The organism is Celeribacter naphthalenivorans (assembly GCF_020524585.1).
Lineage (GTDB): Bacteria > Pseudomonadota > Alphaproteobacteria > Rhodobacterales > Rhodobacteraceae > Celeribacter > Celeribacter naphthalenivorans.
In genome coordinates this window covers 227,475-252,696 of record NZ_JAIVLK010000003.1, presented here as the reverse complement: position 1 = coordinate 252,696, position 25,222 = coordinate 227,475, and the positions used below count along the sequence as shown (strand labels likewise).

General features: G+C 55.7%; 22 protein-coding genes. 14 read left to right on the top strand and 8 right to left on the bottom strand.

All coding sequences use genetic code 11. The features are described 5' to 3' along the window. Positions 1–169 precede the first annotated feature (169 nt). The 4 genes from dnaN to gyrB all read left to right on the top strand — a co-directional run bounded on the left by dnaN (position 170) and on the right by gyrB (position 5,598). Positions 170–1,288 (top strand): DNA polymerase III subunit beta, encoded by a 1,119-nt coding sequence (gene dnaN / locus LC094_RS07820; RefSeq protein ID WP_219783276.1) that lies wholly within the window; start codon positions 170–172, stop codon positions 1,286–1,288. Positions 1,289–1,322: 34 nt separating this feature from the next. Then, entirely contained in the window at positions 1,323–2,432 is a 1,110-nt protein-coding gene (recF, locus tag LC094_RS07815; RefSeq protein ID WP_226551439.1) for a DNA replication/repair protein RecF, read from the top strand. Further along, on the top strand, positions 2,429–3,049 hold the full coding sequence (locus tag LC094_RS07810; RefSeq protein WP_226551437.1) for a LysE family translocator: 621 nt from the start codon (positions 2,429–2,431) through the stop codon (positions 3,047–3,049). Before recF ends, LC094_RS07810 begins: the two co-directional genes overlap by 4 nt. Before the next feature lie 113 nt (positions 3,050–3,162). After that, the gene (gyrB, locus tag LC094_RS07805) at positions 3,163–5,598 is read left to right on the top strand and encodes a DNA topoisomerase (ATP-hydrolyzing) subunit B (RefSeq protein WP_226551435.1); all 2,436 of its coding nucleotides are present in this window, start codon (positions 3,163–3,165) and stop codon (positions 5,596–5,598) included. A 71-nt stretch (positions 5,599–5,669) separates the two neighbouring features. Here the strand turns inward: gyrB and LC094_RS07800 are convergent, their stop codons facing one another. Then, on the bottom strand, positions 5,670–6,452 hold the full coding sequence (locus LC094_RS07800; RefSeq protein WP_226551433.1) for an ABC transporter permease: 783 nt from the start codon (positions 6,450–6,452) through the stop codon (positions 5,670–5,672). 420 nt (positions 6,453–6,872) lie between these two features. Here LC094_RS07800 and LC094_RS07795 point away from each other — a divergent pair, with 420 nt between their 5' ends. Genes LC094_RS07795 through LC094_RS07780 form a run of 4 tightly spaced genes read left to right on the top strand, consistent with a single transcriptional unit; the run spans position 6,873 to position 10,140 of the window. Beyond that, positions 6,873–7,814: a sugar transporter gene (locus tag LC094_RS07795; protein WP_226551431.1), complete on the top strand. Its 942-nt coding sequence runs from the start codon at positions 6,873–6,875 to the stop codon at positions 7,812–7,814. A gap of 3 nt (positions 7,815–7,817) precedes the next feature. Continuing rightward, positions 7,818–8,483 carry an ABC transporter ATP-binding protein gene (locus LC094_RS07790; protein ID WP_226551429.1) on the top strand — a complete coding sequence of 222 codons (666 nt, stop codon included), beginning with the start codon at positions 7,818–7,820 and terminating at the stop codon, positions 8,481–8,483. A gap of 55 nt (positions 8,484–8,538) precedes the next feature. Continuing rightward, complete coding sequence (locus tag LC094_RS07785; RefSeq protein ID WP_226551421.1) at positions 8,539–9,429, top strand: glycosyltransferase family A protein; 891 nt, start codon at positions 8,539–8,541, stop codon at positions 9,427–9,429. Positions 9,430–9,432: 3 nt separating this feature from the next. Further along, on the top strand, positions 9,433–10,140 hold the full coding sequence (locus LC094_RS07780; RefSeq protein WP_226551419.1) for a hypothetical protein: 708 nt from the start codon (positions 9,433–9,435) through the stop codon (positions 10,138–10,140). A gap of 4 nt (positions 10,141–10,144) precedes the next feature. Here the strand turns inward: LC094_RS07780 and LC094_RS21565 are convergent, their stop codons facing one another. After that, positions 10,145–10,903, bottom strand: a complete 759-nt coding sequence (locus LC094_RS21565) for a hypothetical protein (RefSeq protein ID WP_264186451.1) — start codon at positions 10,901–10,903, stop codon at positions 10,145–10,147. Between LC094_RS21565 and LC094_RS21560 the strand changes: the two genes are divergently transcribed. From LC094_RS21560 to LC094_RS07765, 3 genes are read left to right on the top strand one after another with little or no spacing between them, the layout of a single operon-like run. Continuing rightward, positions 10,790–11,377, top strand: coding sequence for a glycosyltransferase (locus LC094_RS21560; protein ID WP_319003285.1), 588 nt, complete (start codon positions 10,790–10,792; stop codon positions 11,375–11,377). The two genes, LC094_RS21565 and LC094_RS21560, sit on opposite strands and share 114 nt — an antisense overlap. A gap of 2 nt (positions 11,378–11,379) precedes the next feature. Then, complete coding sequence (locus LC094_RS07770) at positions 11,380–12,405, top strand: hypothetical protein (RefSeq protein WP_226551417.1); 1,026 nt, start codon at positions 11,380–11,382, stop codon at positions 12,403–12,405. Between the two features lie 9 nt (positions 12,406–12,414). Then, complete coding sequence (locus tag LC094_RS07765) at positions 12,415–13,509, top strand: glycosyltransferase (RefSeq protein ID WP_226551415.1); 1,095 nt, start codon at positions 12,415–12,417, stop codon at positions 13,507–13,509. Positions 13,510–13,564: 55 nt separating this feature from the next. Here the strand turns inward: LC094_RS07765 and LC094_RS07760 are convergent, their stop codons facing one another. Further along, positions 13,565–14,890, bottom strand: a complete 1,326-nt coding sequence (locus LC094_RS07760; RefSeq protein WP_226551413.1) for a GSCFA domain-containing protein — start codon at positions 14,888–14,890, stop codon at positions 13,565–13,567. Between the two features lie 98 nt (positions 14,891–14,988). Between LC094_RS07760 and LC094_RS07755 the strand changes: the two genes are divergently transcribed. Beyond that, positions 14,989–15,846 carry a glycosyltransferase gene (locus LC094_RS07755; RefSeq protein ID WP_226552223.1) on the top strand — a complete coding sequence of 286 codons (858 nt, stop codon included), beginning with the start codon at positions 14,989–14,991 and terminating at the stop codon, positions 15,844–15,846. Here LC094_RS07755 and LC094_RS07750 read toward each other — a convergent pair. After that, positions 15,840–16,601: a glycosyltransferase family 2 protein gene (locus LC094_RS07750; RefSeq protein WP_226551411.1), complete on the bottom strand. Its 762-nt coding sequence runs from the start codon at positions 16,599–16,601 to the stop codon at positions 15,840–15,842. The genes LC094_RS07755 and LC094_RS07750 overlap by 7 nt on opposite strands. Before the next feature lie 171 nt (positions 16,602–16,772). Here LC094_RS07750 and LC094_RS07745 point away from each other — a divergent pair, with 171 nt between their 5' ends. Continuing rightward, positions 16,773–19,391, top strand: coding sequence for a calcium-binding protein (locus tag LC094_RS07745; protein WP_226551409.1), 2,619 nt, complete (start codon positions 16,773–16,775; stop codon positions 19,389–19,391). Between the two features lie 80 nt (positions 19,392–19,471). Here the strand turns inward: LC094_RS07745 and LC094_RS07740 are convergent, their stop codons facing one another. The 4 genes from LC094_RS07740 to LC094_RS07725 form a co-directional block, all read right to left on the bottom strand. Then, complete coding sequence (locus tag LC094_RS07740; protein WP_226551407.1) at positions 19,472–22,081, bottom strand: M10 family metallopeptidase C-terminal domain-containing protein; 2,610 nt, start codon at positions 22,079–22,081, stop codon at positions 19,472–19,474. A gap of 232 nt (positions 22,082–22,313) precedes the next feature. Then, positions 22,314–22,733: a hypothetical protein gene (locus LC094_RS07735; RefSeq protein WP_226551405.1), complete on the bottom strand. Its 420-nt coding sequence runs from the start codon at positions 22,731–22,733 to the stop codon at positions 22,314–22,316. 38 nt (positions 22,734–22,771) lie between these two features. Next, positions 22,772–23,677 carry an oxygen-dependent tRNA uridine(34) hydroxylase TrhO gene (gene trhO, locus LC094_RS07730; RefSeq protein ID WP_226551403.1) on the bottom strand — a complete coding sequence of 302 codons (906 nt, stop codon included), beginning with the start codon at positions 23,675–23,677 and terminating at the stop codon, positions 22,772–22,774. A gap of 97 nt (positions 23,678–23,774) precedes the next feature. Continuing rightward, entirely contained in the window at positions 23,775–24,392 is a 618-nt protein-coding gene (locus tag LC094_RS07725; RefSeq protein ID WP_226551401.1) for a TetR/AcrR family transcriptional regulator, read from the bottom strand. A 104-nt stretch (positions 24,393–24,496) separates the two neighbouring features. On the opposite strand from LC094_RS07725, the gene LC094_RS07720 reads away from it, so the two are divergent. Beyond that, positions 24,497–25,174 carry a PspA/IM30 family protein gene (locus tag LC094_RS07720; RefSeq protein WP_226551395.1) on the top strand — a complete coding sequence of 226 codons (678 nt, stop codon included), beginning with the start codon at positions 24,497–24,499 and terminating at the stop codon, positions 25,172–25,174. Positions 25,175–25,222: the final 48 nt, after the last annotated feature.

Genomic DNA, 25,222 nt, shown 5'->3' with positions numbered 1-25,222 from the left:
TGAGCCTGAGTCTAAAACGCTGCACCGCCGCGACAATCGTCCTCGGCGGTGTCTGCGTCTCTTGACGATCCGGTTTGTTAACCACACAGTCACAACCAAACAAACTATTGCGCCCGGCGATGGATCGTTTACCTTCAACGCCCCGGCTCATGAGACATACGAGGGTGGTATGAAAATCAGCATCGAACGCGGCACGCTATTGAAAGCCGTCGGTCAGGCGCAATCTGTTGTCGAGCGCCGGAACACCATTCCGATCCTCGCCAACGTTCTGATCGAGGCCGAGGGCGATACCGTTTCCTTCCGTGCGACCGATCTGGACATCGAGGTGGTGGACAAATGTGCCGCCATGGTCGAACGCGCGGGTGCGACGACCGTGTCTGCCGTGACGCTCCACGAGATTGTCCGCAAACTGCCGGACGGCGCAATGGTTCAGCTCACCGACGATGGTGCCAATGGCCGCCTGACCGTTGAAGCGGGCCGGTCGAATTTCTCGCTGGCAACTTTGCCGAAAGAAGATTTCCCGGTCATGGCCTCCGCCGAATACGACAGCAATTTCGCCGTCGCGGCGCCTGTCCTGCGTCGCCTGTTCGACAAATCGAAATTTGCGATTTCGACCGAAGAAACGCGGTATTACTTGAACGGCGTATATATGCATATCGCCGACAGCGAAAATGGCCGTGCGCTGCGCTGTGTGGCGACCGATGGTCACCGTCTGGCGCGCATCGACGCCGATCTGCCGCCCGAGGCCTCCGAGATGCCGGGCGTGATCGTGCCGCGCAAAACCGTGGGCGAATTGCGCAAACTGCTCGACGATGATGACATGATGATCGCGGTCTCCGTGTCCGAGGCGAAAATTCGCTTTGCCACACCGGAGATCACTCTGACGTCGAAAGTCATCGACGGCACCTTCCCCGATTACACCCGCGTGATCCCGGTCGGAAACACCCGTAAGCTCGAAGTCGATGCTGCCGAGTTCGCCAAGGCCGTGGACCGTGTGGCCACCGTGTCCTCCGAACGCTCCCGTGCCGTCAAATTGACGCTTGATGAAGACAAGCTGACGCTTTCTGTGAACGCTCCCGACAGCGGCGCGGCGGAGGAAGAGCTGGCCGTCGCCTATAATGACGAGCGTCTGGAAATCGGCTTTAACGCCAAATACTTGCTTGAGATTGCCTCGCAGGTCGATCGCGAGAATGCGGTGTTCCTGTTCAACTCTTCGGGTGATCCGACTCTGATGCGCGAAGGCAATGACACTTCCGCCGTCTATGTCGTCATGCCGATGCGGGTGTGAGTATTTTTTGCTGCAATGAAGACAGAGAAGTGCGATGGGCGGCCTGTTCATAGAAGAGCTGAGCCTGTCGCATTTTCGCTCTCACAGGGCCGCGCGTCTCGAATTGGACGGGCGGCCTGTCGCCATTTGGGGGCCGAATGGCGCGGGCAAAACCAATATTTTGGAGGCCGTCTCGCTCCTGTCTCCGGGCCGCGGGTTAAGGCGGGCCAGTCCTGATGAAATCGCGCGTAAACCTGAGGCTTTGGGGTGGAAAATCCGCGCTGATCTGCACTCGCTGCATCAATTTCATGAGCTGGAAACCTGGGCGGAAAGCGGCACCTCGCGCTCCGTGAAGATCGACGGCAAGGCGGCGGCGCAGGTGGCCTTGGGCCGTGTCGCGCGTGTGGTTTGGCTTATTCCTGCGATGGATCGGCTCTGGATCGAAGCGCCCGAAGGACGGCGGCGGTTTTTGGACCGTATGGTGATGAGTTTCGAGCCGCGTCATGCCGAGGTCGTTGTGGCCTATGAAAAGGCGATGCGAGAGCGCAATCGACTGCTCAAGGATATGGTGCGTGATGCGCATTGGTACGCAGCTCTTGAGGCACAAATGGCCGAGCATGGTGCCGCGATCATGAAGTATCGGCTGACGGCGCTTGAGCGTATCGCGCAGGCGCAGGAGGGAGCGGAGACGGCTTTTCCCTCTGCGGCGCTTGCGTTGAAATCGTCTGACGGGATGGATTTGCCGGAAACACAGAGCGATCTTTTGGCGGCGTTTCAAGAGGGGCGTCCCCGCGATCTTGCGGCGGGGCGAACGCTGATCGGACCGCATCGTGCCGACCTTGAGGGCGTCTACACCGCCAAAGGCGTGCCTGCGGATCAATGTTCGACGGGGGAGCAAAAGGCGCTTTTGATCTCGCTTATTCTCGCCAATGGGCGTGCGCTGGCCGAGGATTTCGGAGCCGCGCCGATCTTTTTGCTCGATGAGGTGGCCGCGCATCTTGACGCGGATCGTCGCGCGGCGCTTTACGATGAGATTTGCGCCTTGGGCGCGCAGGCTTTTATGACCGGCACAGGGCCGGAATTGTTCGCAGAGCTCGGGTCTCGCGCCGCCGCCTATGAGGTGTCGGACGAGGGCGGAAGCTCCAGTGTGAAAGAACGGTTATGACCATCACTCCCGGCGATCTCGGGCTTTATGCCTTTGCGCTTTTGATCCTGTTTTTGACGCCCGGCCCGGTGTGGCTGGCGATGCTGGCGCGTGCGCTTTCGGGCGGGTTCAATGCGGCTTGGCCCTTGGCCTTGGGTGTTGTGATCGGGGATGTGCTCTGGTCGCTTTTGGCGATCTTGGGTGTGTCGTGGATCGTCTCGGAATTCGATGGATTTCTCACTGTCCTGCGCTGGGTTGCGGTGGGGATGTTTTTGCTCATGGGCGCCTTGCTGATCCGCAATGCCGACAAACAAATCGCCGCCGACAGCCGCCTGACGCGGCCCGGCATGTGGGCGGGGTTTGTCGCGGGGCTGGTCGTGATTTTGGGCAATCCAAAGGCGATCCTGTTCTACATGGGCTTTCTGCCCGGCTTCTTTGATCTCTCCAGTTTGACCGTCTCTGATGTTGTCGCGATCTGTGCGATTTCCGCTGTGATCCCGCTGGTTGGCAATCTCATTTTGGGGGCTTCCGTCGGTGCGGTGCGCAAAATCATGACCTCGCCAAAGGCCCTGCGCCGGATGAATATCTCTGCAGGATCTCTGCTGATTTTCGTCGCTCTGATCCTGCCCTTCGTGTGATCCGAATCCGGGCGGTCTGCTCCGGCGTTTTCCCGCTCTTTTTCCGTGTCATTCGCGTGACATCCCCGGCGCGCTCGCGTATAAAATAGGCAAGCAAGAATAGGGAAAACCGCATGTCCGAAACGCCACAGCAGCCCTCCGAATATGGTGCAGATTCCATCAAGGTTCTCAAAGGCTTGGAGGCCGTTCGCAAACGCCCCGGGATGTATATTGGGGATACGGATGATGGCTCTGGCCTGCATCACATGGTCTACGAGGTCGTGGACAACGGCATCGACGAGGCTTTGGCCGGTCATGCCGATTATGTGACCGTGATCATTCACAAGGACAGCTCGGTCTCCGTGCGCGACAACGGGCGTGGCATTCCGACCGATATGCACCAGGAAGAAGGCGTTTCCGCCGCCGAGGTCATCATGACCCAGCTGCACGCAGGCGGTAAATTCGACAGCAACTCATACAAGGTCTCCGGCGGTCTGCACGGCGTGGGTGTGTCGGTGGTGAACGCGCTCTCCGAATGGCTGGAGCTCAAGATTTGGCGCAACGGCAAGGTGCACAAAGCCAAGTTCGTCAAAGGCGAAACCTCCGAGCATCTCGAAGTGATCGGCGAGGCAGGCGATGAGACCGGGACCGAAGTGCGCTTCCTTGCGTCGGCCAAGACCTCCGATCCGGAAGGCACGTTCTCCAACCTCGAATATTCCTTTGAGACGCTGGAAAAACGTCTGCGCGAACTGGCGTTTTTGAACTCCGGCGTGCGGATCATTCTCGAGGATCACCGCCCGGCAGAGCCGCTCAAGACCGAGCTGCATTACGACGGCGGCGTGAAGGAATTCGTCAAATATCTCGACCGTCACAAGACGGCGATGATGTCGGATCCGATTTTCGTGACCGGCGAGCGCGACGACATCGGCGTCGAGGTTGCGATGTGGTGGAACGACAGCTACCACGAGAACGTCCTGCCGTTCACCAACAACATTCCGCAGCGCGATGGCGGCACGCATTTGGCGGGCTTCCGTGGCGCACTGACCCGGACGCTCACGAAATATGCGCAAGAGCACGGGATCGGCAAAAAGGAAAAGGTCAGCTTCACGGGCGATGACGCGCGTGAGGGTCTGACTTGCGTCTTGTCCGTCAAAGTGCCGGACCCGAAATTCTCGTCGCAAACGAAAGACAAACTGGTGTCCTCCGAGGTGCGGCCTGCGGTCGAGAACCTTGTGAGCGAAAAGCTCACCGAATGGATGGACGAAAACCCGGCTGAGGCGAAGATGATCGTCTCGAAGATCGTCGAAGCGGCTCTGGCCCGTGAAGCGGCGCGCAAAGCCCGCGAACTCACGCGTCGCAAATCCGCGCTCGACATGGATTTCAACGCCGCAAAACTCAAGGACTGCTCCGAAAAAGACCCGTCCAAGACCGAAGTCTTCCTCGTCGAGGGTGACTCTGCTGGTGGCTCGGCGCAGACTGGACGTGATCGTCAGACGCAGGCCATTCTGCCGCTCAAAGGTAAAATCCTGAACGTCGAACGCGCGCGGTTTGACCGGATGCTGTCCTCGCAAGAGATTGGCAACCTCGTCATGGCGCTTGGCACGGGCATCGGGCGCGATGAGTTCAAGCTCGACAAGCTGCGCTACCACAAGATCGTCATCATGACCGATGCGGACGTCGACGGCGCGCACATTCGTACGCTTTTGCTCACCTTTTTCTTCCGTCAAATGCCGGACCTGATCGAGGCCGGGCACCTGTTTATCGCTCAGCCGCCGCTCTACAAAGTGGCGCGCGGCAAGTCGGAGGTCTACCTCAAGGACCAAGGCGCGATGGAGGATTATCTGATCCAACAGGGCGTCGAAGGTGCCGTGCTGCGCCTGAAATCCGGCGAAGAGATTGCGGGCGCCGATCTGGCGCGCGTGGTCGAAGGTGCACGGAGTTTTAAACGCATTCTCGAAGCCTTCCCGACGCATTACCCGCGTCACATTCTCGAACAGGCGGCGCTTGCTGGCGCGTTTGAACCGGGTCGCGTGGATGCGGATCTGCCGGGCACGGCGGAGCTGATCGCAAGGCGTCTCGACATGATCGCGGTGGAATATGAGCGCGGCTGGTCTGGCCGTCCGACACAGGATGTCGGCATCCGACTGACCCGCGTTCTGCGCGGTGTCGAAGAAGTCCGCACCCTCGATGGCGCGATCCTTCGTGGCGGCGAAGCGCGGCGGATTAACCAAGAGGTCAAGTCGACCGATGGGCGCTACACCGATCCGTCGAGATTGGTTCGCAAAGACCGTGAGACCGCGATTTACGGGCCGATTGACCTGTTGAATGCGATCTTGGAAGAGGGCGAAAAAGGCCTTTCGATTCAGCGCTATAAAGGTCTGGGGGAGATGAACCCCGATCAGCTTTGGGAAACCACGCTGGACCCGGATGCCCGTACGTTGTTGCAGGTGAAAATCGACGACTTCGCGGAAGCCGACGACATTTTCACCAAGCTGATGGGCGATGTCGTGGAACCGCGTCGCGAGTTCATTCAGGACAACGCGCTGAATGTGGAGAACCTCGACGCGTAACTTACGCGCTCCCCAAAAATCCTACACTCATGCACCTTTTCCCTGATACCTCAGGGGGAAGGTGTTTCATTTTATGTATCGATTTGGTGCCCTTTGAGCATGGCCAGCCCGAATGCCGTCAGGACAAGAGAGACGCCGAACACATAGGTGAGCGAGACAAAGCTGCCCTCATATGTCGAATACAGGCCGCGTCGCATGAGCCCGACGGAATGCACGAGCGGATTAAACCAAAGAAAGCTGCGAAAGGGTTCAGGTGCGCTTTCAAACAAATAAAAGACCGATGACAAGAGAAACATCGGCCTATTGAAAATGTTCCATATTTGCTCCCACACAGGAAAGCGGTTGAACAGCCAAGTGTTCATCACCCCGATCCCTAGAGAAATGGCAAAGACCGAAAGAAACGCCAGGAAAATCCAACGAAAATTCACCACGGTCTGCACGTCAGAAAATAGAAATATGCCACCCAGGACCAAAATGGCGACAAGGCATTGGGTGAGCACATTGAGAAAGAGCCGTGCCAAAATGGCGTCGGTCAATGTGACAGCGGGGTAGGACAGCAGCTTTGTGCTGAAGGAGATGGACTTACCGATTTTCGAAGAAATATCCCGATAACATGAAAATGGAAGTATGCCAGATGCGTAGAACAAGGCAAAATGCGCGCCCAGGGGGGGGCTGCGAAAGACGAATGAAAACAGGATCGTCATAAGCGCGATACCGGCCACGGGTTCGAGGATCGCCCAAATGTAGCCGCCGGGCGCCTTGCCATAATTCGAGCTCATTTCCCGGATCATCAGTGCGCCAATACTGGAGCCAGACCGCCGTAATATGGAGTGCTGTGATTTCACTTTGCCCACATCTTTCCTTGCTTTTCGAGAGGAATGCTGCTCGCCTTTAGCGTGTATTTGTAGGACATGCATCGCCCTTTATTATTTTATTTACTACGATAAGACGATAAACGGATCAACGAACAGCATCCGAGGAGCATGGAAGTCTTGGCCGCAAGCGAAGAAGAAAAAAAGATGCCAGTGTCTCCGAAAGGCAGAAGGCGAAAGCCAGCCGATGAACCTGTCGCACCAACCATTGTTGTGCGGCCCGTCGCGCGTCCAGCGAAGGTGCAAAAGAGACACCGCTTTCTCGCCTTGAGCTTTGTGATGTGCGTGCTTCTGCCGACTCTTCTGATCGGTGTCTACATGGGCGTAATTGCACGAGATCAGTATTTTTCACGCGTTTCATTTTCCATACGAAGTGTGCAAAGCGCGCCAGCGATCGAGCTTTTGGGGGGTATCAGCAATCTCACCGGCGCGGACACTTTGGACAGTGACATCCTCTATGATTTTCTGAAAAGTCAGCAACTTGTGGAAGAGATCGACGAAGAACTGGATCTCAGACACTATTACGTTTGTCCGGATGACGCCTTTGATCCGCTCTATTGTCTGCGGCCCGAGGCCTCCGTGGAGGAACTCGTCTCCTATTGGAACAACATGACCGAAATTGCTTATGACGGCGGTGGCGGTATCATCGAGTTGTCGGTCAGAGCCTTTGGTCCAAAAGACGCGCAAACCATTGCGGAAGTGGCCTTCAAAAGCAGTGAACGGATGATCAACGATCTCTCTAATGCGGCGCGGGCGGACGCGACGAAATATGCTGAGATAGATCTCGAACGATCCGTCGACCGTCTGAAACTCGCCCGCCGTCGACTGGCGGAATTCAGGAATGAAACACAGATCATTGACCCGGATCTCGATTTTGAAAGTCAGATGGGGGTGATCACCTCTCTCCAGGAACAGCTGACGAGTTCCCTGATCGACCGTGGGCTGTTGGAGTTGACCACGTCGCGGCCTGATCCCCGCCTTGATCGCCTTGATGGTACGATTCAAGTCATTGAAGAACAGATTGAATTGCAGCGCGGAAAATTCGGTCACACCGAAGGAAGCCAGACAGAAGCCTACGCAGAGATGATGGGCCAGTTCGAAGAATTGAACGTCGAAGTCCAATTTGCAGAGCAGGCCTATATCCAGTCTCTGGCCAATCTCGATGCGGCTCAGGCAGAGGCGCAAAAGCAAAGCCGATATCTGGCCGCGCATGTCCGACCGACAATGGCGCAAACCGCAGAGGCGCCCAAAGGCCTTATGATCACAGGGCTCACCTTGTTCTTCGCCTTCTTCATGTGGCTCGTTGGTGCCTTGATCTACTATTCCCTGCGCGAAAGGGTCTAGGGCATGGTTCGCCTTGAGCATCTGACGAAAGCTTACAAGTTAAAGACGCATACAAAGTATATCGTGAACGATGTTTCTCTGACTTTGCCGTCAAATCGAAGTCTGGCACTCATCGGGCGGAATGGCGCGGGGAAATCCACGCTTTTGCGCATGATTTCCGGGAACTTGCGTCCGGACTGGGGACGTGCGGTTCTGGATGGGTCTGTGTCATGGCCCGTCGGATATTCGGGATCATTTCACGGGGCTTTGACAGGGGCGCAAAATACCCGCTTCGTGGCGCGCATCTACGGGGTGGATACCGATGAGTTGCTCGAATTCGTCAAGGATTTTTGCGAGTTGGGCGATCATTTCCATATGCCGGTGCGCACATATTCCTCTGGGATGAGGGCGCGTCTCGCCTTTGCGGTCTCCGTGGGAATCCCGTTCGACACCTATATCATCGACGAGGTGACGTCTGTTGGCGACGCATCTTTTCGTCAAAAAAGCAGTGCCCTGATTCGGGAAAGACTGAAAGACAGCGGCGCGATCGTTGTTAGCCACAATATGCGTATGGTGCGCGAACTTTGTGATTGTGGGGCGGTTCTTGAGAACGGTGAGTTGATTTTTTTCGACGACATCCAAGACGCCATCGCGCATCACGAAACAAATATGAAAGCGACGGACTACTAACCGGTCGTTTTGGGATCACGCCCATGCGTCCCAGAAAAGGCAAACGAGATGCAGCATGCTTGATATCCTCATCCCACATTACAACGCTCCGGCAGATCTGCAGATGTCACTTGAATCCGTGGCAGATCAAACCTGGCGCGGCAAAAAACGTGTTGTCCTGTTCGACGATGGGTCGACCGCGGAGAATCTGGCGCAGGTTGAGAAGATCGTTAAAGATAGCCCACTGGATATCGAGCTTATGCGCAGCCCCCAGAACTTGGGCCGTCCGAAAGCCCGCAATGCGCTTTTGCAGGCGGCGGAGGCCAGATTTGTCGCGTGGTTGGATGCTGGCGATATCTGGTATCCAGAAAAGACGGAGCATCAGTTCAACGCGATATTCAGACATCACTTCGAGGGCACCGATATCGATACGATCTGGGTCAGTTGCCACTATGACTGGCAATGGGTCGGGCGGCGGCGGCGCAAAGTGGTCCAAAATACCGCCGGCAATCAACTGAAAGACCTTTTTGAGGGAGACAAGCTGCGTGCATATCTGTGGACTTTGCTTGGAACGAAAGAATCTTTCACGCTCACAAGCCGTTTTGATGAACGTCTGACACGCCTTCAGGATCTGGATTTTTTTCTGTCCTTCGTGCGCGCGGGCGGGCGGCTCGTCTCCGCTGGGACTGATAGGCCTCTCTGCTGTTATTTTAAATCGGACATCGGGCGGAATGCGCATGAAATTCGCCAATGTTACGATACGATCTTTGCAAAACATCATGCAGCTCTTCTGGGGCACGGTCGCGGTTTCGCGCGTCGAACACGGGCCAAAGCCGACTTTGTGGCGGCCCGGTTCGCGCGCAACAATGGCGAAAGATTTGGGGCACTTGGGTATCAATTAGGCGCCTTATTAACTGATCCGCATTATGCGGCTTACCGTGCCAAGAAATTCGTTTTGAAAGGGTAAAGCATGGAATTGTGTTTTGTTCTCGGGCATCGCAATGTGCTTTTGCCAAAGCACTTGGATACTCAGCTTTTCGAAAACCTGCTGGGTGCCAAACACCGGGTTTTTCTGATGCCTTGGTATTCTCGCAACGCGGGTCGATATTATCACGAGCGCCTTCTGAGTGTGGAGGAAGATCGCAGACTAGAAACTGCGATTCTTGCGATTGAAGTGGAATATCAATCGGAAGAGATCCCTGTCATGATTTTTCCCTCTGCTCTCGAAAGTGCGGATGATGCCATGCACCTTCAGCGGTTTTTGTCCGCGTGCGTCGAAAAGCTGGGCGACAGCCCGCTGGTGGTTGAGCCGGTTGTGCTGAATATTGGAGAAGCAGACGAGGACGTAAAGGCACGTCTGTTGCCAGTGAAAGGGATGCAGTACAAACCTTTGCGTCGAATCGAACTCAAGAATGTCGCGCCTCTGGATGGCCGCTGCCAAATCAATATGTTCAGTGACAAAATGGCGGATGAACTGGTCGGCTATGTGCGGCGGTTCGGTCTCGTGCTTTCGCGTAAGCGGGCACAGGATTTTATTGTCAATAAACTGGACGGCTTCGTGACGGAGGAGTTGTACTTTGATCTGACTGCGGACGACGCACAGCTCAAGCGTCTTTCGGATATTATTTTCCCTGAGATACTTCATGGTCTCGTGAACAAACCTAAAAGGAAGAGATGAGGTGTCAACGCAGCGAATTCTGCGCAACACAAAGGTGTGTTTTGTCATACAAAAGCTCGCCCTCCGGAGCGGGGGGGCCGAGCGCGTCCTGATCGACACGGCAAATGCGCTTTATGATCGTGGTTATGCGGTCGAACTTGTCTCTCACGAGCATCGCGGCAAGAAACCGTTCTACCCGCTGCGCAAAGGTATCATTCACACCAATCTTTATCCGCGCGACAAAAACCGGACCCGTATCGAACGCCTTTGGGGGCGCCTGCGGAACGTGTTTCACAAAAACAGGCTCTATCTTCCGGGTCTGGCGCATATTCAGTGGTGGAGCGAGCACGGAGGCTTTCGCCGCAGGCTCGCGCGTCATATTGATGCCACTGAGCCGGATGTCGTGATCGCATTCTTGCCGCCCGCCATCACGGCACTCGGTCATGCAAAACCAAAGCACAAACCGCGCCGCTTTGCCTCGCTGCACAATGTCCCGGAGCAGGATTTCGACAACAGGGAGCGCTGGGATCCAAATCCTGTGGATCGGCGTCTGCGCAAGAGTGCCTTGGAACATTTCGACGGGATCGGGACGCTTTTGCCGGAGTTTTGCGATTGGTTCGATCCTGGGCTGCGCGACCGTCTTTTTGTCATGCCCAATGCGGTCAAACCCGTGCAGGCCGAAAAGATCGCGACGGCGAAGCGGACGAAAAAAGTGGTCTCCGTTGGGCGTCTGGCGGATGTCAAAAGGCATCATCTCTTGATCGAGGCCTGGGTAGATATTCAAGAAGAATTTCCGGATTGGAGCTGTGAAATCTACGGGGTTGGCCCGATTGAGGCGCAGCTCGCGCAACAGATCAAAGAGCTTGGGCTGTCCGAAAGGGTCCATTTGCGCGGTCACTCGAAGAGTATGGAAAGGGTGTATCTCGAAAGTGCGATCCTTGCCCACCCGGCCGAATTTGAAGGCTTCGGACTGGTGATCACAGAGGCCCTCGCCCATGGATTGCCGGTCGTCGGATTTGAGGATTGTTCAGGCTTCAATTTCATCGTGCGCGATCAGGTAAGCGGCATTTTTGTGCCTTCGGAGGGAAGCCGCAGCGCAAATCTAGCGCAAGCGCTCGCGCATCTCATGCGCGATCCCGAAACGCGCGCACGCCTCAGTCAGGCAGGACTTGAGGAACTTGAGCGCTTCAGAGAAGACAAGGTGCTCGACCTTTGGGAAGAGGCCATCCACGGCAAAAAAACACAGGCGGAGGTCTGAATATGGGCCGTCTTATTATTCACATCGGAACGCATAAGACCGCGACAACGTCGATCCAACGCGGTTTGTCGAGAAATCGGCAGGCTTTGCTGGAGCGGGGCGTTTTCTACCCAGATTACGATCTGATTGGTGCGAAAGGGCACTACGCCCATATCGGGATCGCAAACGCGTTTTCAAAAGCGCACCCGGACATGTCCCGTGAGCAGGCCATTCGCTTTTTCGCTGAAGTGTCACGCCGTGCCGCGGATTATGACGTCACCATCCTGAGCGCCGAGGCGTTTTTCCGTCACATTGATCTGACCAAAGGCGGCAATACACGCAAAATTCCAGGGCAGCCAGAGCCGTATTGGGAGGCGCGCCAGGCCTATATCAATGACCTGAGACATCACTTCGATCACGACAATATCGAAATTGTTATGGCGGTACGCCGGCAGGTCGACTACGGCATGTCCCTCTATCAGGAACATGTCAAAACGAGCAGATATAATGCGAACTTTGCAACGTTTCGCGAAAATCACTGGCAACGCTTTGACTATCTGCGTCAGGCACGCGCGTGGCGTGAAGGGTTTGGAATACTCCGGCTGCTTCGATTTGAGGATCTTGTCCAGAGTGAGGATGTCCTGAAAAGCTTTGGTGCCTTGATTGATGTCGATCTCTCGGGGCTGAAGGCTGCGCCGCGCGAGAATGCTTCACTGCCACCAGATTTGGTGGTTTTGAAACGCATGATGGCGGATTCCAGCGCATCGACGAATGGTCTAAGAGAATTGGTCGATAAAATCTCCCGCGGCAGTCTCAAGGCCATGCTGAAAGAAATGCCAAAACGGAGCCTTTATCAAGACTTTGAGGATATGCAGGCGTTTCATCGGAGTTTCTCCGATGCGAACGAATTGCTCAAAAGGGAGTTCTTGCCACTTTTGTCGTCGCATGAGCCCCTATTTCCCGACACTTTGAAGTCTGACTACCTTTTCGGCGACTCTTTGCACACGGAATTCCTTTTGCATCTCAGCCGCCATTTGGCAAAAAACTGAGCTGTGGATGTGCAGAAACATATCTGCTTAGTTGCGGGCGCGATGACGAACGGTGGCATACGTCGGGTGCTGCTCGTGCTTGCAAAGGTCTTTCTGGCGCGTGGTCATCGGGTCGATCTGGTCCTGACCAATCATGCAGAGCTTACTCTGGAATTGCCAGATGGGTTGAATGTTGTCCGGCTTGGCACACGCACTCGTAAATCTTTGCCGCATGCGGTGCGTTACCTGTCTGAAAATCGCCCGGATGCTGTGATTTCAGGGCGGGTCTATACAGATCTTTTGTTTTTGGCTGCAAAGCTTTTGTCGCGTCAAAAACACTGTCGTCTGATATGGACGTTTCACACCGAACAAACGATGGAATTGGCGCATCAAAGCGTGTCGATGAAGCTTTTGATGCGCTGTGCATACAGGCTTAGCCCCCTCACAGATGTATGTGTCGCGGTGTCCAAGGGGGTGGCACGGGATTTGACGCGCTATGTGCCAAAGGCAGCGCGGATAGAGGTGATTTACAATCCTGTTGCTCCATTGGGCGCAACCCCAGCGTTATGTCCAGATCACCCTTTCTGGCTCCAAAAGGACGTACCGATTATGTTGTCGGTGGGGCGACTTGTGCCCCAGAAAGACCATGCGCTTCTGCTTAAGGTTTTCGCGGAGTTGCGGGCCCAGCGGCCACTCAAATTGTTCATCTGCGGTGATGGTCCCTTGCGTGGCGCGCTTGAAATCCTCGCGGTAGAAACTGGCTATGCCCAAGATATCTGTTTTGCTGGGCACCTTTCGGATCTTGAGCCTTATATGACGAATGCCGACGTGTTTGTGTCCACGTCTCGTTGGGAGGGATTTAGCCTAGCCATCGCGGAAGCCCTCGCTGCGGGATGTCCTGTCGTGGCAACGGATTGTCCCTCTGGCCCTGCGGAAATTTTGGATCATGGCCGCTTGGGCCATCTGGTGCCCCTAGGCGATAAAGACGGCCTGATCCAGGCTATTTCGGAGACGATTGATGCGCCGAAAGCTGCGTCTCATGGGCCTGAGACCCTTTCGGCATACGACCCGGACCGCGTTGCGGATGCTTATCTCGATCTGATGGAACGTTTTTCCAAACAGTGACTCTCTGGCGCCATGAGCAGACCAAAGAGTCTGCCCATATTGCGAGAAATAGGCCTTACGCGACCCACTTGAGGGCAATCGGATTGTTCGGATCACCGGCAAGAATATCCTTGGCGTAGGTGCGCAATTCGTGCTCAAGGCCACACCGCGGAAAGATATGGGCAATGGCCCTCAGATGCCGGTGCAACCGGGTTTCGCGCGCCATGATTTCCTTCGCGACAGCCCTAATGGCTTTCTTCTGGTTCAGACGCCAGAGGCTGCGCAGGTAGATATTCAATTGATCGTCCGAGAGCGTTTCAAACTGTGTCACGCTATCGCAAAGTGTGATGAAAGCATTGGTTTCCTCAGCCTTGAGATTGGACCCGAGGGCTACCGCGGCGGATTGCACTAGATTAGAAACGGTGTCGGTGACTTCGAAATAATGCGCGATCAATTGTTTGACGATCTTGCCGACAAACCCGTCCCGAACATGGCGCAGATCTGCTTCATAGGCATTTTCCAGCGGCGAAAGTGTCGCGTTTTCATAGCTCGGGAAATAGTCGAGCCGATTGTAAAGCCGCTCGATTTTTCCGACAGCGCTGCGCAATGTCGACTTTGACAGGTTGTTTGCAATGATGACGTCGACCTCGGTGAATGTCGCGTTGAGGGACACCGGAGAGACAGTGGTGATGATCATGACATCGGGATTGAGGCGCCGTAGGGTCTCGATACTGCGTTTCATATAGTCGAGGCATGCCTCGTAATCGAGATTGACGAAGTCGTAGTTTTTTGCATCCCGCAGCATGGCGCGTGTGGCAGGCGCTTGATGGATATGAAGCCCGCTGTCTCGATCTACCCAGCTTTCCGTCAGGCCGAATGTCAGTGCAACGAGATCAGAGGAGAAAGCCTCGACATAAAGCTTATAAATGCTGTGGCGGCGGGCAATAAACCGCTCTTCGGTGACGGGCAGGAAGCCGCCGAGATGAAGGTCAATCACCTTGCCATCTCGGGTGTCAAAACGCATGGGGTCCGCATCTTGCGGGATAAACCCTGTACCGCGCTCATAGATTGCGGCAGCCCATTCGATTTCCTGACAGACTGTCGCGGGCGTATATTTGTTGAGAATGCCGTTGCGTCTCTTGCCGCTCCATTCCTCTTCAGGGACAGAGAATTCCAAGGTCGGAAGTTGAAAGCCCAAGAGCGCAAGATGCTCTTCGATATTGCGGGCAAAGCAGCTTCCGATAGTAAAGACCTTTGCCTTGGAGGGGACTTTAAATGACGGAGAAAGGCTCGGCCATGCCTCTGGGGTCAGACGATCTTTGACAGAGGACCAATTAGAAAAATCGCCACGCGATTTGAGTGCTTGTGCGGCGTTCACGCGCTCGAAAGCTGTTTCTGTCATGGTTGAATTCCTTTATCCTCTGGGCCGAAAGCTATCGGCCTTGATATCTCTTGCCAATAGATAACAAATGCTGAGCAAGGACGACGACAGTGAAAGAGATGGCTGATATATCGGTTATAATTCCCGTATATCGTCAGTGGGACGGGTTGTCTCGCCTCTTGTACGCTCTGGATGCGCAAACACTTTCACAGTCTCGATACAAGATTGTTGTTGTCGCAAATGAGCTACCGCCCAAAGGATTTGATGTCGCCGGGACTGCACAAAATGCGCGGATGATCGTTTGTCTTGCGCCGGGGTCCTATGCCGCAAGAAACGCGGGGATCGAGGCTACCACCACGCCATTTGTTGCATTTACCGATGCTGATTGTCTGCCCGCTGCAGATTGGCTGGAATGCTTGTTGGTGCGGCTGACGAAGGCCCCAAAAAACCTGTGTGCGGGGCGTATCGACATAGACACTCCTGCCCATGAAACCCTATGGGCGGCATATGACATTATCCGGGGCATTCCGCAAAAACACTACGTCTCGCATGGCTATGGGGCCTGTGCCAACCTTGGTGTCGCGCGCAGCGTGTTGGTGGCTGTCGGTGGTTTTGATGCGACGCGTTTTTCCGGGGGAGACGCTGCGTTTTGTCGCAAAGCCGGCCAAGCAGGGTTCGGGATTTCCTATGCCGATGATGTCCGGGTGCTACATCCTGCCCGCACGACGGCCCGTGAGGTCATCACCAAAGCAAGACGCGTACGGGGCGGTCAAATCCGAGCCGGAACAGTTTCGCAACGGATGTTTTGGATGTTGGCTTCCTGTGTCCCGCCGCTTCGCCAAACTTGGCGATTTTTTCGCAAAAAGGCGCCTATCGGACGCAAAGCAAAAGCGCTTCTGGTGCTTTATGCCCTATGGGGCGTAACATTTTGGGAAACTGTGAAGCTTGTGGGGGGGGCGTATGCTGAGCGTCAATAATCGAGCCATCCGAGATGCTTAAGCCCGGTGCGCCACAAATAGGTGCTATAGGCTTTCAATGCGCCAAGACGAGAGAGGTTCGGGAGCGTCCGGTAGACATGGCGTGTTGCCAAGGCCGAGGGCAACTTCGCGGCCGAGAGCGCATCTGGTCGGCGTCTGTATAGTGTCAACGGGGTATCCAGCCCGTGGCAGACCACTCCTCTTTGGGCCAATTGCAGCCACAGCGCGTAGTCCTGGCGACGCCTCAGATCGGGAAAGCGCAGCCCGTTCAAAACAGATTCATGAATCATAACCGTCGATGTCCCAATCGGATTGCCGCGCAAAAGTTGCGTATAGTCGATCCGCGGCGGAACGTGCCGAGTCGCCAAACGGCGTCCATCCCGATCAATGACCCCGTAGCTTGTGGCTCCAAAACCATGCCCTTGACGCTCAAGCCAGGTCAGTTGTGTTGCAAGCTTTGTCTCTGTCCAAATATCATCTGCATCAAGAAACGCGATCCAAGAGGTTTGTACGGCCTCCAACCCGGAATTGCGCGCCGCCGCTGCGCCTTTTTGATCTGTGTGACTCAGCAATCTGATGCGTGGATCGGTGGCCGCATACCGCGCAACAATCGCGGCGCTATCGTCCGAGGACTTGTCGTCTATGGCAAGCAGGGTCCAGTTTTCATGACTTTGCGCGATCACGGCCTCAAGTGTTTCGGGAAGGTAGGGACCAGAATTGAAGACAGGCATTATGATGGTCACCGCCGGTCTCATAGTCGATCTCCTGCTCTCCAGTTCATGCGACCTTAGCCCGAGCCCGATGCGAGGCCAAGCCATCGCATTTTGTTAAATTTCTCTGGGAATGCCACATTTGCAACGCAGTTGAGTGAGGCTTGCGTAACCCTAATGCTTCAACATCGGACATGGGTAAAAATGGGGTTGGCCATGTCGTCTTTTCTTTATGAAGACACGCAGACAGTCGGTGATGTCGTCTATGATCACGATATATCCGAATACATTTTATACGAGACCTCTGGCGGGTCGTTTCTTGTCACCCTTTCTGGCGAAAACGGTGGCATGGCAAGCTATTCTGTGGCGGCGGATGGGCGTCTAACGCTGATTGACACACAGAGCTTCGGTGTTGGATTGCGCAGCCTGCTCACATCGCAATCCGTGATCTTAGATATTGGTGGGACGCATTATGTGCTCGTCGGTGCCTCTGACTCGGGCGACGTTTTCGCCTATGAACTTACGGACAATGGCGCGCTCCTTTCCCCAACAATCCTGCCAAGCTCGGCCACGGAAATGGCTGATGTCCGGAGTTTCCTAACCCTGTCAGACGGCGGCAATGTGGCCAGCCTGATCAGCGTTGGTGCCGATGGCTATGTGCGCATGTTTCATGTCGCACAGGAGAGCGGCGATCTTGTCTCAGAACAGTCTACGGTTCTGTTCCAAGGCGACATCTCCGCGATCGACTATATTGAAACCGATGCGGGAATGATCATTCTGGCTTTGGATCAGTCAGACGGGAATGTGCTCTCTTATCTCTATGATCCGGTCACCGAGACGGCGACATCAGTGTCCGAGACGGGTGCCATTGATCAGGTCGGCATGGGTTTGCCCGAAGACTTCACGACGCTTGAGATTGATGGACAAACATATGTCGTCGTGGCCTCGCCCGGTTCGGGTTCCCTAACCGTGTTCAGCATGGATGCGAACGGCGTGCTTGATGCGGTCGACCATGTGCTCGATACCAGAGAGACACAGTTCGGAGCGGCATCTCATGTGGAGGCCTTCACCCTGAACGGGATGGGATTCGTGATCGCAGCTGGCGCGGACAATGGCTTGAGCCTGTTCACCATGACCGAAGACGGACAGCTCATTTTGCTTGAGAACCTCTCCGCCTACGCTTCGATGCCGCTGTACGATCCCTGTAGTCTGGTTATTGATGTCAACCTTGATGGTGTGTCGATCTATGTCTCCTCAGAGTCTCAGGCGGGGACAGTCAGATTGTCTTTCGACGCGGACCGGTGGTCCGCGCCCCTTTGGGGCGGAGATGGTGCGGACATAATTGACGGAACCGCTAGCGGCGAGGTGTTGTCTGGCGGCGCGGGTAATGACACGCTGAATGGACGAAATGGTGACGATGTTTTGGTCGATGGTGACGGCGCAGACCGCCTCACCGGTGGCTATGGCAATGACATTTTTGTCACTAGCGAGGATGGCGAAACCGATACGATCACGGATTTTAACATCGGTGATGATCGTCTTGATCTCTCCGACTACACGATGGCCTATTCCGATGATGCTGTAAGCTGGTCCTATCTTTCTGGCGGCATACGTCTGATCATCAATGGGGAATACATCGATGTGTTTTCCGATGATGGCTATGACATTGATTTCGATGACATTATTGCGACCGCATTTCTCGGGCCGGATCGTCCGGCCATCGATTCGGTCGGAACGATGGTTGGCGGCGCTTCAGATGATTATATCGAGGGAAGTGTCTTGGGCGACACGCTCATTGGACAAGGGGGGAATGATGTTCTCATCGGGTACGAAGGCAATGATCTTATCTATGGCGGCGATGGGGACGATATGCTGTACGGCGGTGACGGAGACGATGAAATCTACGGAGATGCCGGATACGATTTCATAGATGCCGGGGCAGGAAACGATCGTGTCTATGGTGGAGCTGGTCGTGACACCGTCTATCTCTCGGATGGGGATGACTGGTTCTTCGATGAGGGTCAGGGCGGCACCCATGGCCGCGACACGGTTTATGGTGGCAGCGGTCGGGATGTGATTGTCGGTGGTGGTGGCCAAGACATCTTTTATGGCGGGTCCGGCAGTGACCGGATTTACGGTGGCGATGACGACGATCAGCTTTATGGCGACGATGGTTGGGATCGGCTCTATGGCCAAGCCGGCAATGATTATCTTTCCGGAGGGGCGGGGCGTGACTACCTTTACGGTGGCGACGGAGATGACGTGATCCTCGGCGGCGATGATGACGATATTCTTTCCGGGAATGATGGGAGTGACACTCTTTACGGCGGTGCACATGGGGATCGCGGCTGGGGTGGTCTCGGAAATGACACTCTTTACGGCGAGGCGGGGTGGGACCGTCTCTATGGTCAAGAGGGCGATGACACGATCTTCGGCGGGGATGGGCGTGATTACCTTTACGGCGGTGATGGCAATGACACGCTGTATGGTGAGAACGATCACGATACCCTGCTTGGAGATGCCGGTGATGACGCGCTCTATGGCGGCGCGGGAAATGATCGTCTCTCCGGAGGCGCAGGGATTAACCTTCTCGAAGGCGGCATTGGTGCGGATAGTTTCGTTTTCGATGACCTGTCCGGTCAAAGTACAATTTCAGACTTTGAGCTGGGCCTGGACGACGTGGAGTTTGCGCGAGGTGTTGTCGAGAGCGATTTGAGTTTTTCCAGCAACGATCAGGGCGATCTGGTCATCTCCGTCGCGGGCGGAGAGGGGGCCCTGATTCTGAGCGGTGTCTCGCTTTCCGAGGCGGGTGATCTGGACTTCGTGTTCGTCTGAACCCGTCTTAATCGGTCAGACGAACCGACAAGATATGAACGCCCGGCGCGACGTTAAAAAGCCGCGCCGAGTTTTTTGAATTAAGCAAGGATGCTGATATCAGAGGCCAGACCGGCGGTGTCGGTGACGCCGCTGAGGATGATGGTGGTGTCACCAAAATCCAGAATCAGATCGCCGTTGCTGACAAATCCGTAGGTCGAGACCACCTGGCTTCCCGTGAGGTTGGCACCCCCCCAGAGATCACTGGACAGGGACAGGGTATCTTCGGTCAACGTGAAGTCGTTGATGATATCTGTTCCCAGAGCTGCTTCATCGAAGACAAATGTATCCTCACCGGCATTGCCCAACAGGGTGTCATTCCCGGTGCCGCCATAAAGCGTGTCGTTTCCATCGCCGCCGTAGAGGTAATCATTGCCTTGGCCGCCATAGAGGATGTCGTTGTCCTCCTGGCCGTAGAGGCGATCATACCCATCTCCCCCGATCAGAGTGTCATCCCCCGTACCGCCATAGAGACGGTCCCCTTCGGTGCCCCCGTCAAGTTGATCGATACCCGCGTCACCGCTTAGGATGTCCGCGCCGGAGTCTCCATACAGGGTGTCGTTGTCGTTGCCGCCATAGAGATAGTCGGCATCCTCACCACCTGAGAGTGTATCGTCACCGTCCTGACCATAGAGACGATCGACACCCGCCTCACCGTTGATCGAATCCGAACCGGTTCCGCCCCAAAGGCGGTCATATCCGGCGCCGCCGAACATGATGTCGTTGCCATCTTCGCCAGACGCGCGATCGGCGCCGTCGCCGCCGTAGATATAATCCCGTCCAGCCCCGCCAAAGATCGTGTCGTTGCCGTCCTGACCGTAGAGGCGATCCGTGGAACCGTTGCCGTAGATCATATCGTTTCCCGTCCCGCCATAGACGTAGTCGTTGCCGTCTCCGCCATAGAGTTCGTCGTCACCGGCATCACCCGACACGCGGTCGTCGCCGGTTCCCCCGGACATCCAATCCGCACCATTGCCGCCGTACATGATGTCATCATCAGATTCACCATACATGGTATCGTTGTCGTCTTGGCCATAGAGACGGTCGTTCCCTTGGCCGCCGACGATCAGATCGTTGCCAGAGCCGCCGTAAATGCGATCCCAGCCACCTTCGCCGCGCAATTCGTCAATCGCCGAGCCGCCGGAAATGATATCACCACCCGCGCCACCAAAAACCGTGTCCCCGTCGATGTCGGAAGAGCCATTGAAACGGTCTGCGCCGCCGCCGAGATAAACGATATCGGAGCCGCCCTCGCCATCGACGATGTCATCTCCATCAAGTGCGCGGATCGTGTCGTCCCCGGCGCCGCCGTAAATCTCGTTGTTGGCCGAATTGCCGGTGATGTCGTCGTTTCCTGAACCAGCATAGAGATTCTCGACCACAGTGCCGACCATGATGCCGACATTGCCGATCAGACCATCCACGTCAGAGAATGTGCCGTCCTGCATGTCGATCCGGTCATCCGAGGTGGAGATGCTCAAGTTGAGCGTATCGGTCCCGTCGGCATCGTAAATCGTAAAGGCAATTGGGTCACCGGAATAGACGGTATTCGTCCCATTCTCCCAGTCGTTGAACAGATCACCGAGATAATTGGTGAGATTGGTGCCGACGCCCCAAATGGTGTCGCCAGACGTAACTGAGCCCGCACCGGCGGCCCCATAGAGGTTCTGAATGGCGCGGATGTCGGCCATCATCGTGGTGACGAGATAGGCCAGACTGGCGGACACGTTCGTATTTTCGCTTTGCGAGAAGTACGACATGATCGACATTTGCCAGCTGTCATTGGCAAAATCTGCGTCTGACGGGAAGTTTGCGGAGCCGTTGTAGGCGGATTGGTGCCCCAGACCCAGGGCGTGACCGATCTCGTGGATATATGTCTGAAACCCATAGGTGCCGATTTCATCGCCCATGGAGGAATTAACCCAGCCACTGGTGATCACGACGTCCGAAGAATTGATCGTGTTGCCGCTCAGGTCCGAGGTGGAATAGGCGCTCAGGGACGTCGAATTGCCATTGTCATCATTGTAGAACATGATGTCTGCGCCGGTTGAGGTCGTGACGGAGAAGGAGACATCCGCAACCATTTCCCACGATTCAAGCGCTGCGAGGGCAAGGTCCCGCTCAGTCTCGTTCAGGTCACTGATATTGACCGTGATCACATTCGAGCTGGAGGTGTTAAACGACCGCCAGCCCCCGCCATAGGCGCTCCAGAAGCCATTGGTCAGATAATCTGCCAACTCGTCGAGCGAGCCCTCCGCAACGGGTTCGGCCGTGTCCACATCAATCGTGTAGGCACCAAAGCTTGAACCATTTGGGTAAGCCGCGGCGCCAATGTAATAGGTGCCGCTCGATGTCGCGGTAAAGGTGATTGCCGAGTAATAGCCTGGACCGCCGTCATCGTTCTCGGTCACCAGATTTCCGGATGCATCATAAAGATAGAGATAGGTGTCCGGCAGTGTGCCGGATCCGTCCATTGAAATAGTGTAGGTCTCACCAGCGGTCAGGTTGATCTCGACCCAATCTACGTCACTGTTGGAGGACAATATGCCGGAAAACGTATCCCCGACGCTCATGGTGTAGTTTGTATTCGTTCCTGCGGCTGCATCCGACCCTTCGGTGATTGTCGCATAGGTCGCGTTGTCTTCATACACGCAGTCATCGTCAGTCGGCCTAAAAGCCTCGCAAATTCCACACATAAATTTTCCCTCAATTACTCCACACAAGCAGTACGCCGTTAAACCCTCGGTCGTTTCCCACACCCCACATGCGATGAATAGACCTGCCTGAATTAGTAAATGCTTCTTTCTTTTCTGGCGAGATATTAAGCGGACAATTTAAATGTTTTTGAATGTTGAAGTCTTAATCCGTGCAACGGGGCAGGTTTTATTCGAAAAGCGATGCAAAGCTGCGTTCGAAAAAACGTGTGTAAAGTCCTGCGGTGTTTCCGCCCACTCGGTCCATGATGGACAACTCCCGCGTTTCTGAAATGCCACCGCCATCGGCGGGCGCATAGTTCATGGACATGACGATTCCGAGGGGCGTTTCTCTCAAGCTGACGTCAAGGCGGGCCTGCGCCGGCTGATCTGTCAGGGCAAACCCGTTTGGCAAAACATGCTCAAGGGCCTCTCTGGCCCAGTCACAGGTGGAGACTTCTGTTGTCTGCTCTGCGGAACATGTGAATTGAATAATGCGTTGAGGTTGGCTCATGGCTTGCCCCCTTTCACTGACAAAGAAAATCTGTGCAAGTGCGAGAACTGCAACCAAACTTACATATCTCAGCGTTTGAAATCCCGATGTCGACACAGCGCCCTCCGGTCGTTTCGTTTGGATCAAATGCGTTTCTACACCCCAATGTGTTTTTCGCCCCGCGCCTTCGCCAGCGCGATCTGTTTCTGACGTTCACGGAACCGCTCTTTGCGGTCGTCATCCGTTTCATCGATGCACTGATGACAGGACACGCCGTCTTCATATTGCGGGCGCAGTTTGTCCTCAGGCAGGATCGGACGGCGGCAGGCATGGCACAGCTCATGCGGCCCTTCGGTCAACCCATGCCCGATAGAGACACGTTGGTCGAAAACGAAACACTCGCCTTCCCAAAGGCTCTCGTCCTGCGGCATCTCTTCGAGATATTTCAGGATGCCGCCCTTGAGGTGGTAGACCTCTTCGATGCCTTGCCCCAACAGGAAGTTCGTCGATTTCTCACAGCGGATACCGCCGGTGCAGAACATCGCGATGCGTTTGTTGTGGAACCGATCCTTGTTGTCTTCCCACCATTGCGGGAACTCGCGAAAGCTCTTGGTCTTCGGGTCGATTGCGTCCTTAAAGGTGCCGATCTGCACCTCGTAATCGTTGCGCGTGTCGATGATCGCGACGTCATCCGCGGAAATCAATTCGTTCCACTCTTCGGGGCTGCAATAGTGTCCAACCCGGGCTTTCGGGTCGACATCGGGCTGCCCCATGGTGACGATCTCTTTCTTGAGCCGCACTTTCATCCGGTTGAACGGCTGCTCGGCGGCGGTCGAGAGTTTGTACTCGAAATCGTCACAGCCCGGCAGGCTGCGGATATGTGCGACGAGGCGCTCAATCGCGGCGGGTGTGGGGCCAGCCACCGTGCCATTGATCCCCTCTTTCGCCAACAAAAGCGATCCGGTGATGCCCTCGGCCAGACAAAGATCCAAAAGACCCGACCGCAGGGTGGCGGGGTCTTCGAAGCGGGTGAAGTGATAGAGCGCGCAGACTGTAAACATGCGCTGATCGATACGCCTGCGCGTCAGATCAGGCAAGCCCTCAGTGCATCCATGTCCTGTGTGTCCGTGTCGCAGCCTTTGCGTCCTGAGCCTGCCTTTATGCCTGCACGATCTGCGCGGCACCCGCTGTCATCGTCTCCACAAGTCCGGAAATTTCGGATTTCAGCGCCTCCATCGGCACGCCTACAAAACGTCCCTGCAAGGCGAGGTAGACCACGCCATGCACCGCGGCGAAAGTCGTCCGGGTGCGCAGGATCAGGGCCTCATGCGTCATATCCGGGCGCAGTTTCGCCAGATGCGGCGCGATGACTTCGACGAGGACCGCATGTTCCTGTTTGTGCCACTCCGGGATGTCCTGACCTTCGGGCAGACGGTGTTCAAAGAGTGAGAGCCAGAGCGGTTGATGCGCGATGGCGAAATCGGCGTAACGCAGAGCGAGGGCCTGCAACGCGTGTTGCGGCGTGTCGCCCGCCTGCGTGACCGCTTCGGTCAGGGTTTCGCCCAATTCGGTGAGGGTGCGCGAGTTCACCTCGATCACCAACATGTCGAGATCCTCGACCACTGTATAGAGCGAGCCCAAGGCACATCCTGCCCGTGCAGTGACGGCCCGTGCCTTTAGCCCCGCCAAACCATGTTCGATGATTTCCGCCTCTGCGGCGTCTATCAGGCGCTTTTTCAACTCGGCTTTTTTGGCTTCGCGTGCGGTGCTCATCATATCCCTCGAAATTTTTTGAACGATGTTCATTTTTTACCTTGAACGGCGTTCACGATTGCTGCATACAGGCTTCATGAACAACGTTCATATAGAAGGAGCTTACGATGTTCAAGATGTTTACGACCCTCGTCCGGGCCCGCACGCATGACGCGGCAGAGGCCATTGAAGACGCCAATGCCCTGACCATCCTGCGCCAGCAATTGCGCGATGCCGCCGACGGACTTCAGGGTGCCAAACGCGCGGTGGCCGTGGTGATCGCCTATGCCGAGCGTGAGAAAAACAGCGCTGCCAAGATCGCAGGTCAGATCAATGATCTCGAACTGCGCGCCATCGAAGCGTTGCGTCAGGATCGTGAAGACCTCGCCACCGAGGCCGCCTCTGCGATTGCCGAATTGGAAGCCGAAGCCGCCGCCTCGGCGCGGGCCACGGCCCACTATGATGCGGAAATCCGCCGTCTGCGCGAACAGGTGAGCCTTTCTGAGCAGCGCCTGCGCGCCTTGCAACGCGGCAAGCAAATCGCCGATGCGGCTGCCCGCACGCAAAAACTGCGCGGCACTATGCCGGACGGCGTTGTCTCAAGTCTGCGCGAAGCCGAAGCCACTTTGGAGCGTCTGCAATCCCGTCAAGATCACGCCGAAGCCGTCGATATTGCCCTGCGCGACCTGACAACAGGCCCGTCCGCAGAAGGCACAGTGGCCCGCCTCGCCGCCGCTGGCTGCGGTGCGCCCCTGCGCCCGGAAGCCGCCCATGTGCTTGACCGTCTGCGCGCAAAAACCGCCTGATCCCGACCGATTTGCCCAAACCAACCGAACACACCAAAATTCAACGGA

Coding starts and splice junctions, on each gene's coding strand:
- dnaN (WP_219783276.1), top strand. CDS start 170: ATGAAAATCAGCATCGAACGCGGCACGCTATTGAAAGCCGTCGGTCAG.
- recF (WP_226551439.1), top strand. CDS start 1,323: ATGGGCGGCCTGTTCATAGAAGAGCTGAGCCTGTCGCATTTTCGCTCT.
- LC094_RS07810 (WP_226551437.1), top strand. CDS start 2,429: ATGACCATCACTCCCGGCGATCTCGGGCTTTATGCCTTTGCGCTTTTG.
- gyrB (WP_226551435.1), top strand. CDS start 3,163: ATGTCCGAAACGCCACAGCAGCCCTCCGAATATGGTGCAGATTCCATC.
- LC094_RS07790 (WP_226551429.1), top strand. CDS start 7,818: ATGGTTCGCCTTGAGCATCTGACGAAAGCTTACAAGTTAAAGACGCAT.
- LC094_RS07785 (WP_226551421.1), top strand. CDS start 8,539: ATGCTTGATATCCTCATCCCACATTACAACGCTCCGGCAGATCTGCAG.
- LC094_RS07780 (WP_226551419.1), top strand. CDS start 9,433: ATGGAATTGTGTTTTGTTCTCGGGCATCGCAATGTGCTTTTGCCAAAG.
- LC094_RS07770 (WP_226551417.1), top strand. CDS start 11,380: ATGGGCCGTCTTATTATTCACATCGGAACGCATAAGACCGCGACAACG.
- LC094_RS07760 (WP_226551413.1), bottom strand. CDS start 14,890: ATGACAGAAACAGCTTTCGAGCGCGTGAACGCCGCACAAGCACTCAAA.
- LC094_RS07755 (WP_226552223.1), top strand. CDS start 14,989: ATGGCTGATATATCGGTTATAATTCCCGTATATCGTCAGTGGGACGGG.
- LC094_RS07750 (WP_226551411.1), bottom strand. CDS start 16,601: ATGAGACCGGCGGTGACCATCATAATGCCTGTCTTCAATTCTGGTCCC.
- LC094_RS07745 (WP_226551409.1), top strand. CDS start 16,773: ATGTCGTCTTTTCTTTATGAAGACACGCAGACAGTCGGTGATGTCGTC.
- trhO (WP_226551403.1), bottom strand. CDS start 23,677: ATGTTTACAGTCTGCGCGCTCTATCACTTCACCCGCTTCGAAGACCCC.
- LC094_RS07725 (WP_226551401.1), bottom strand. CDS start 24,392: ATGATGAGCACCGCACGCGAAGCCAAAAAAGCCGAGTTGAAAAAGCGC.
- LC094_RS07720 (WP_226551395.1), top strand. CDS start 24,497: ATGTTCAAGATGTTTACGACCCTCGTCCGGGCCCGCACGCATGACGCG.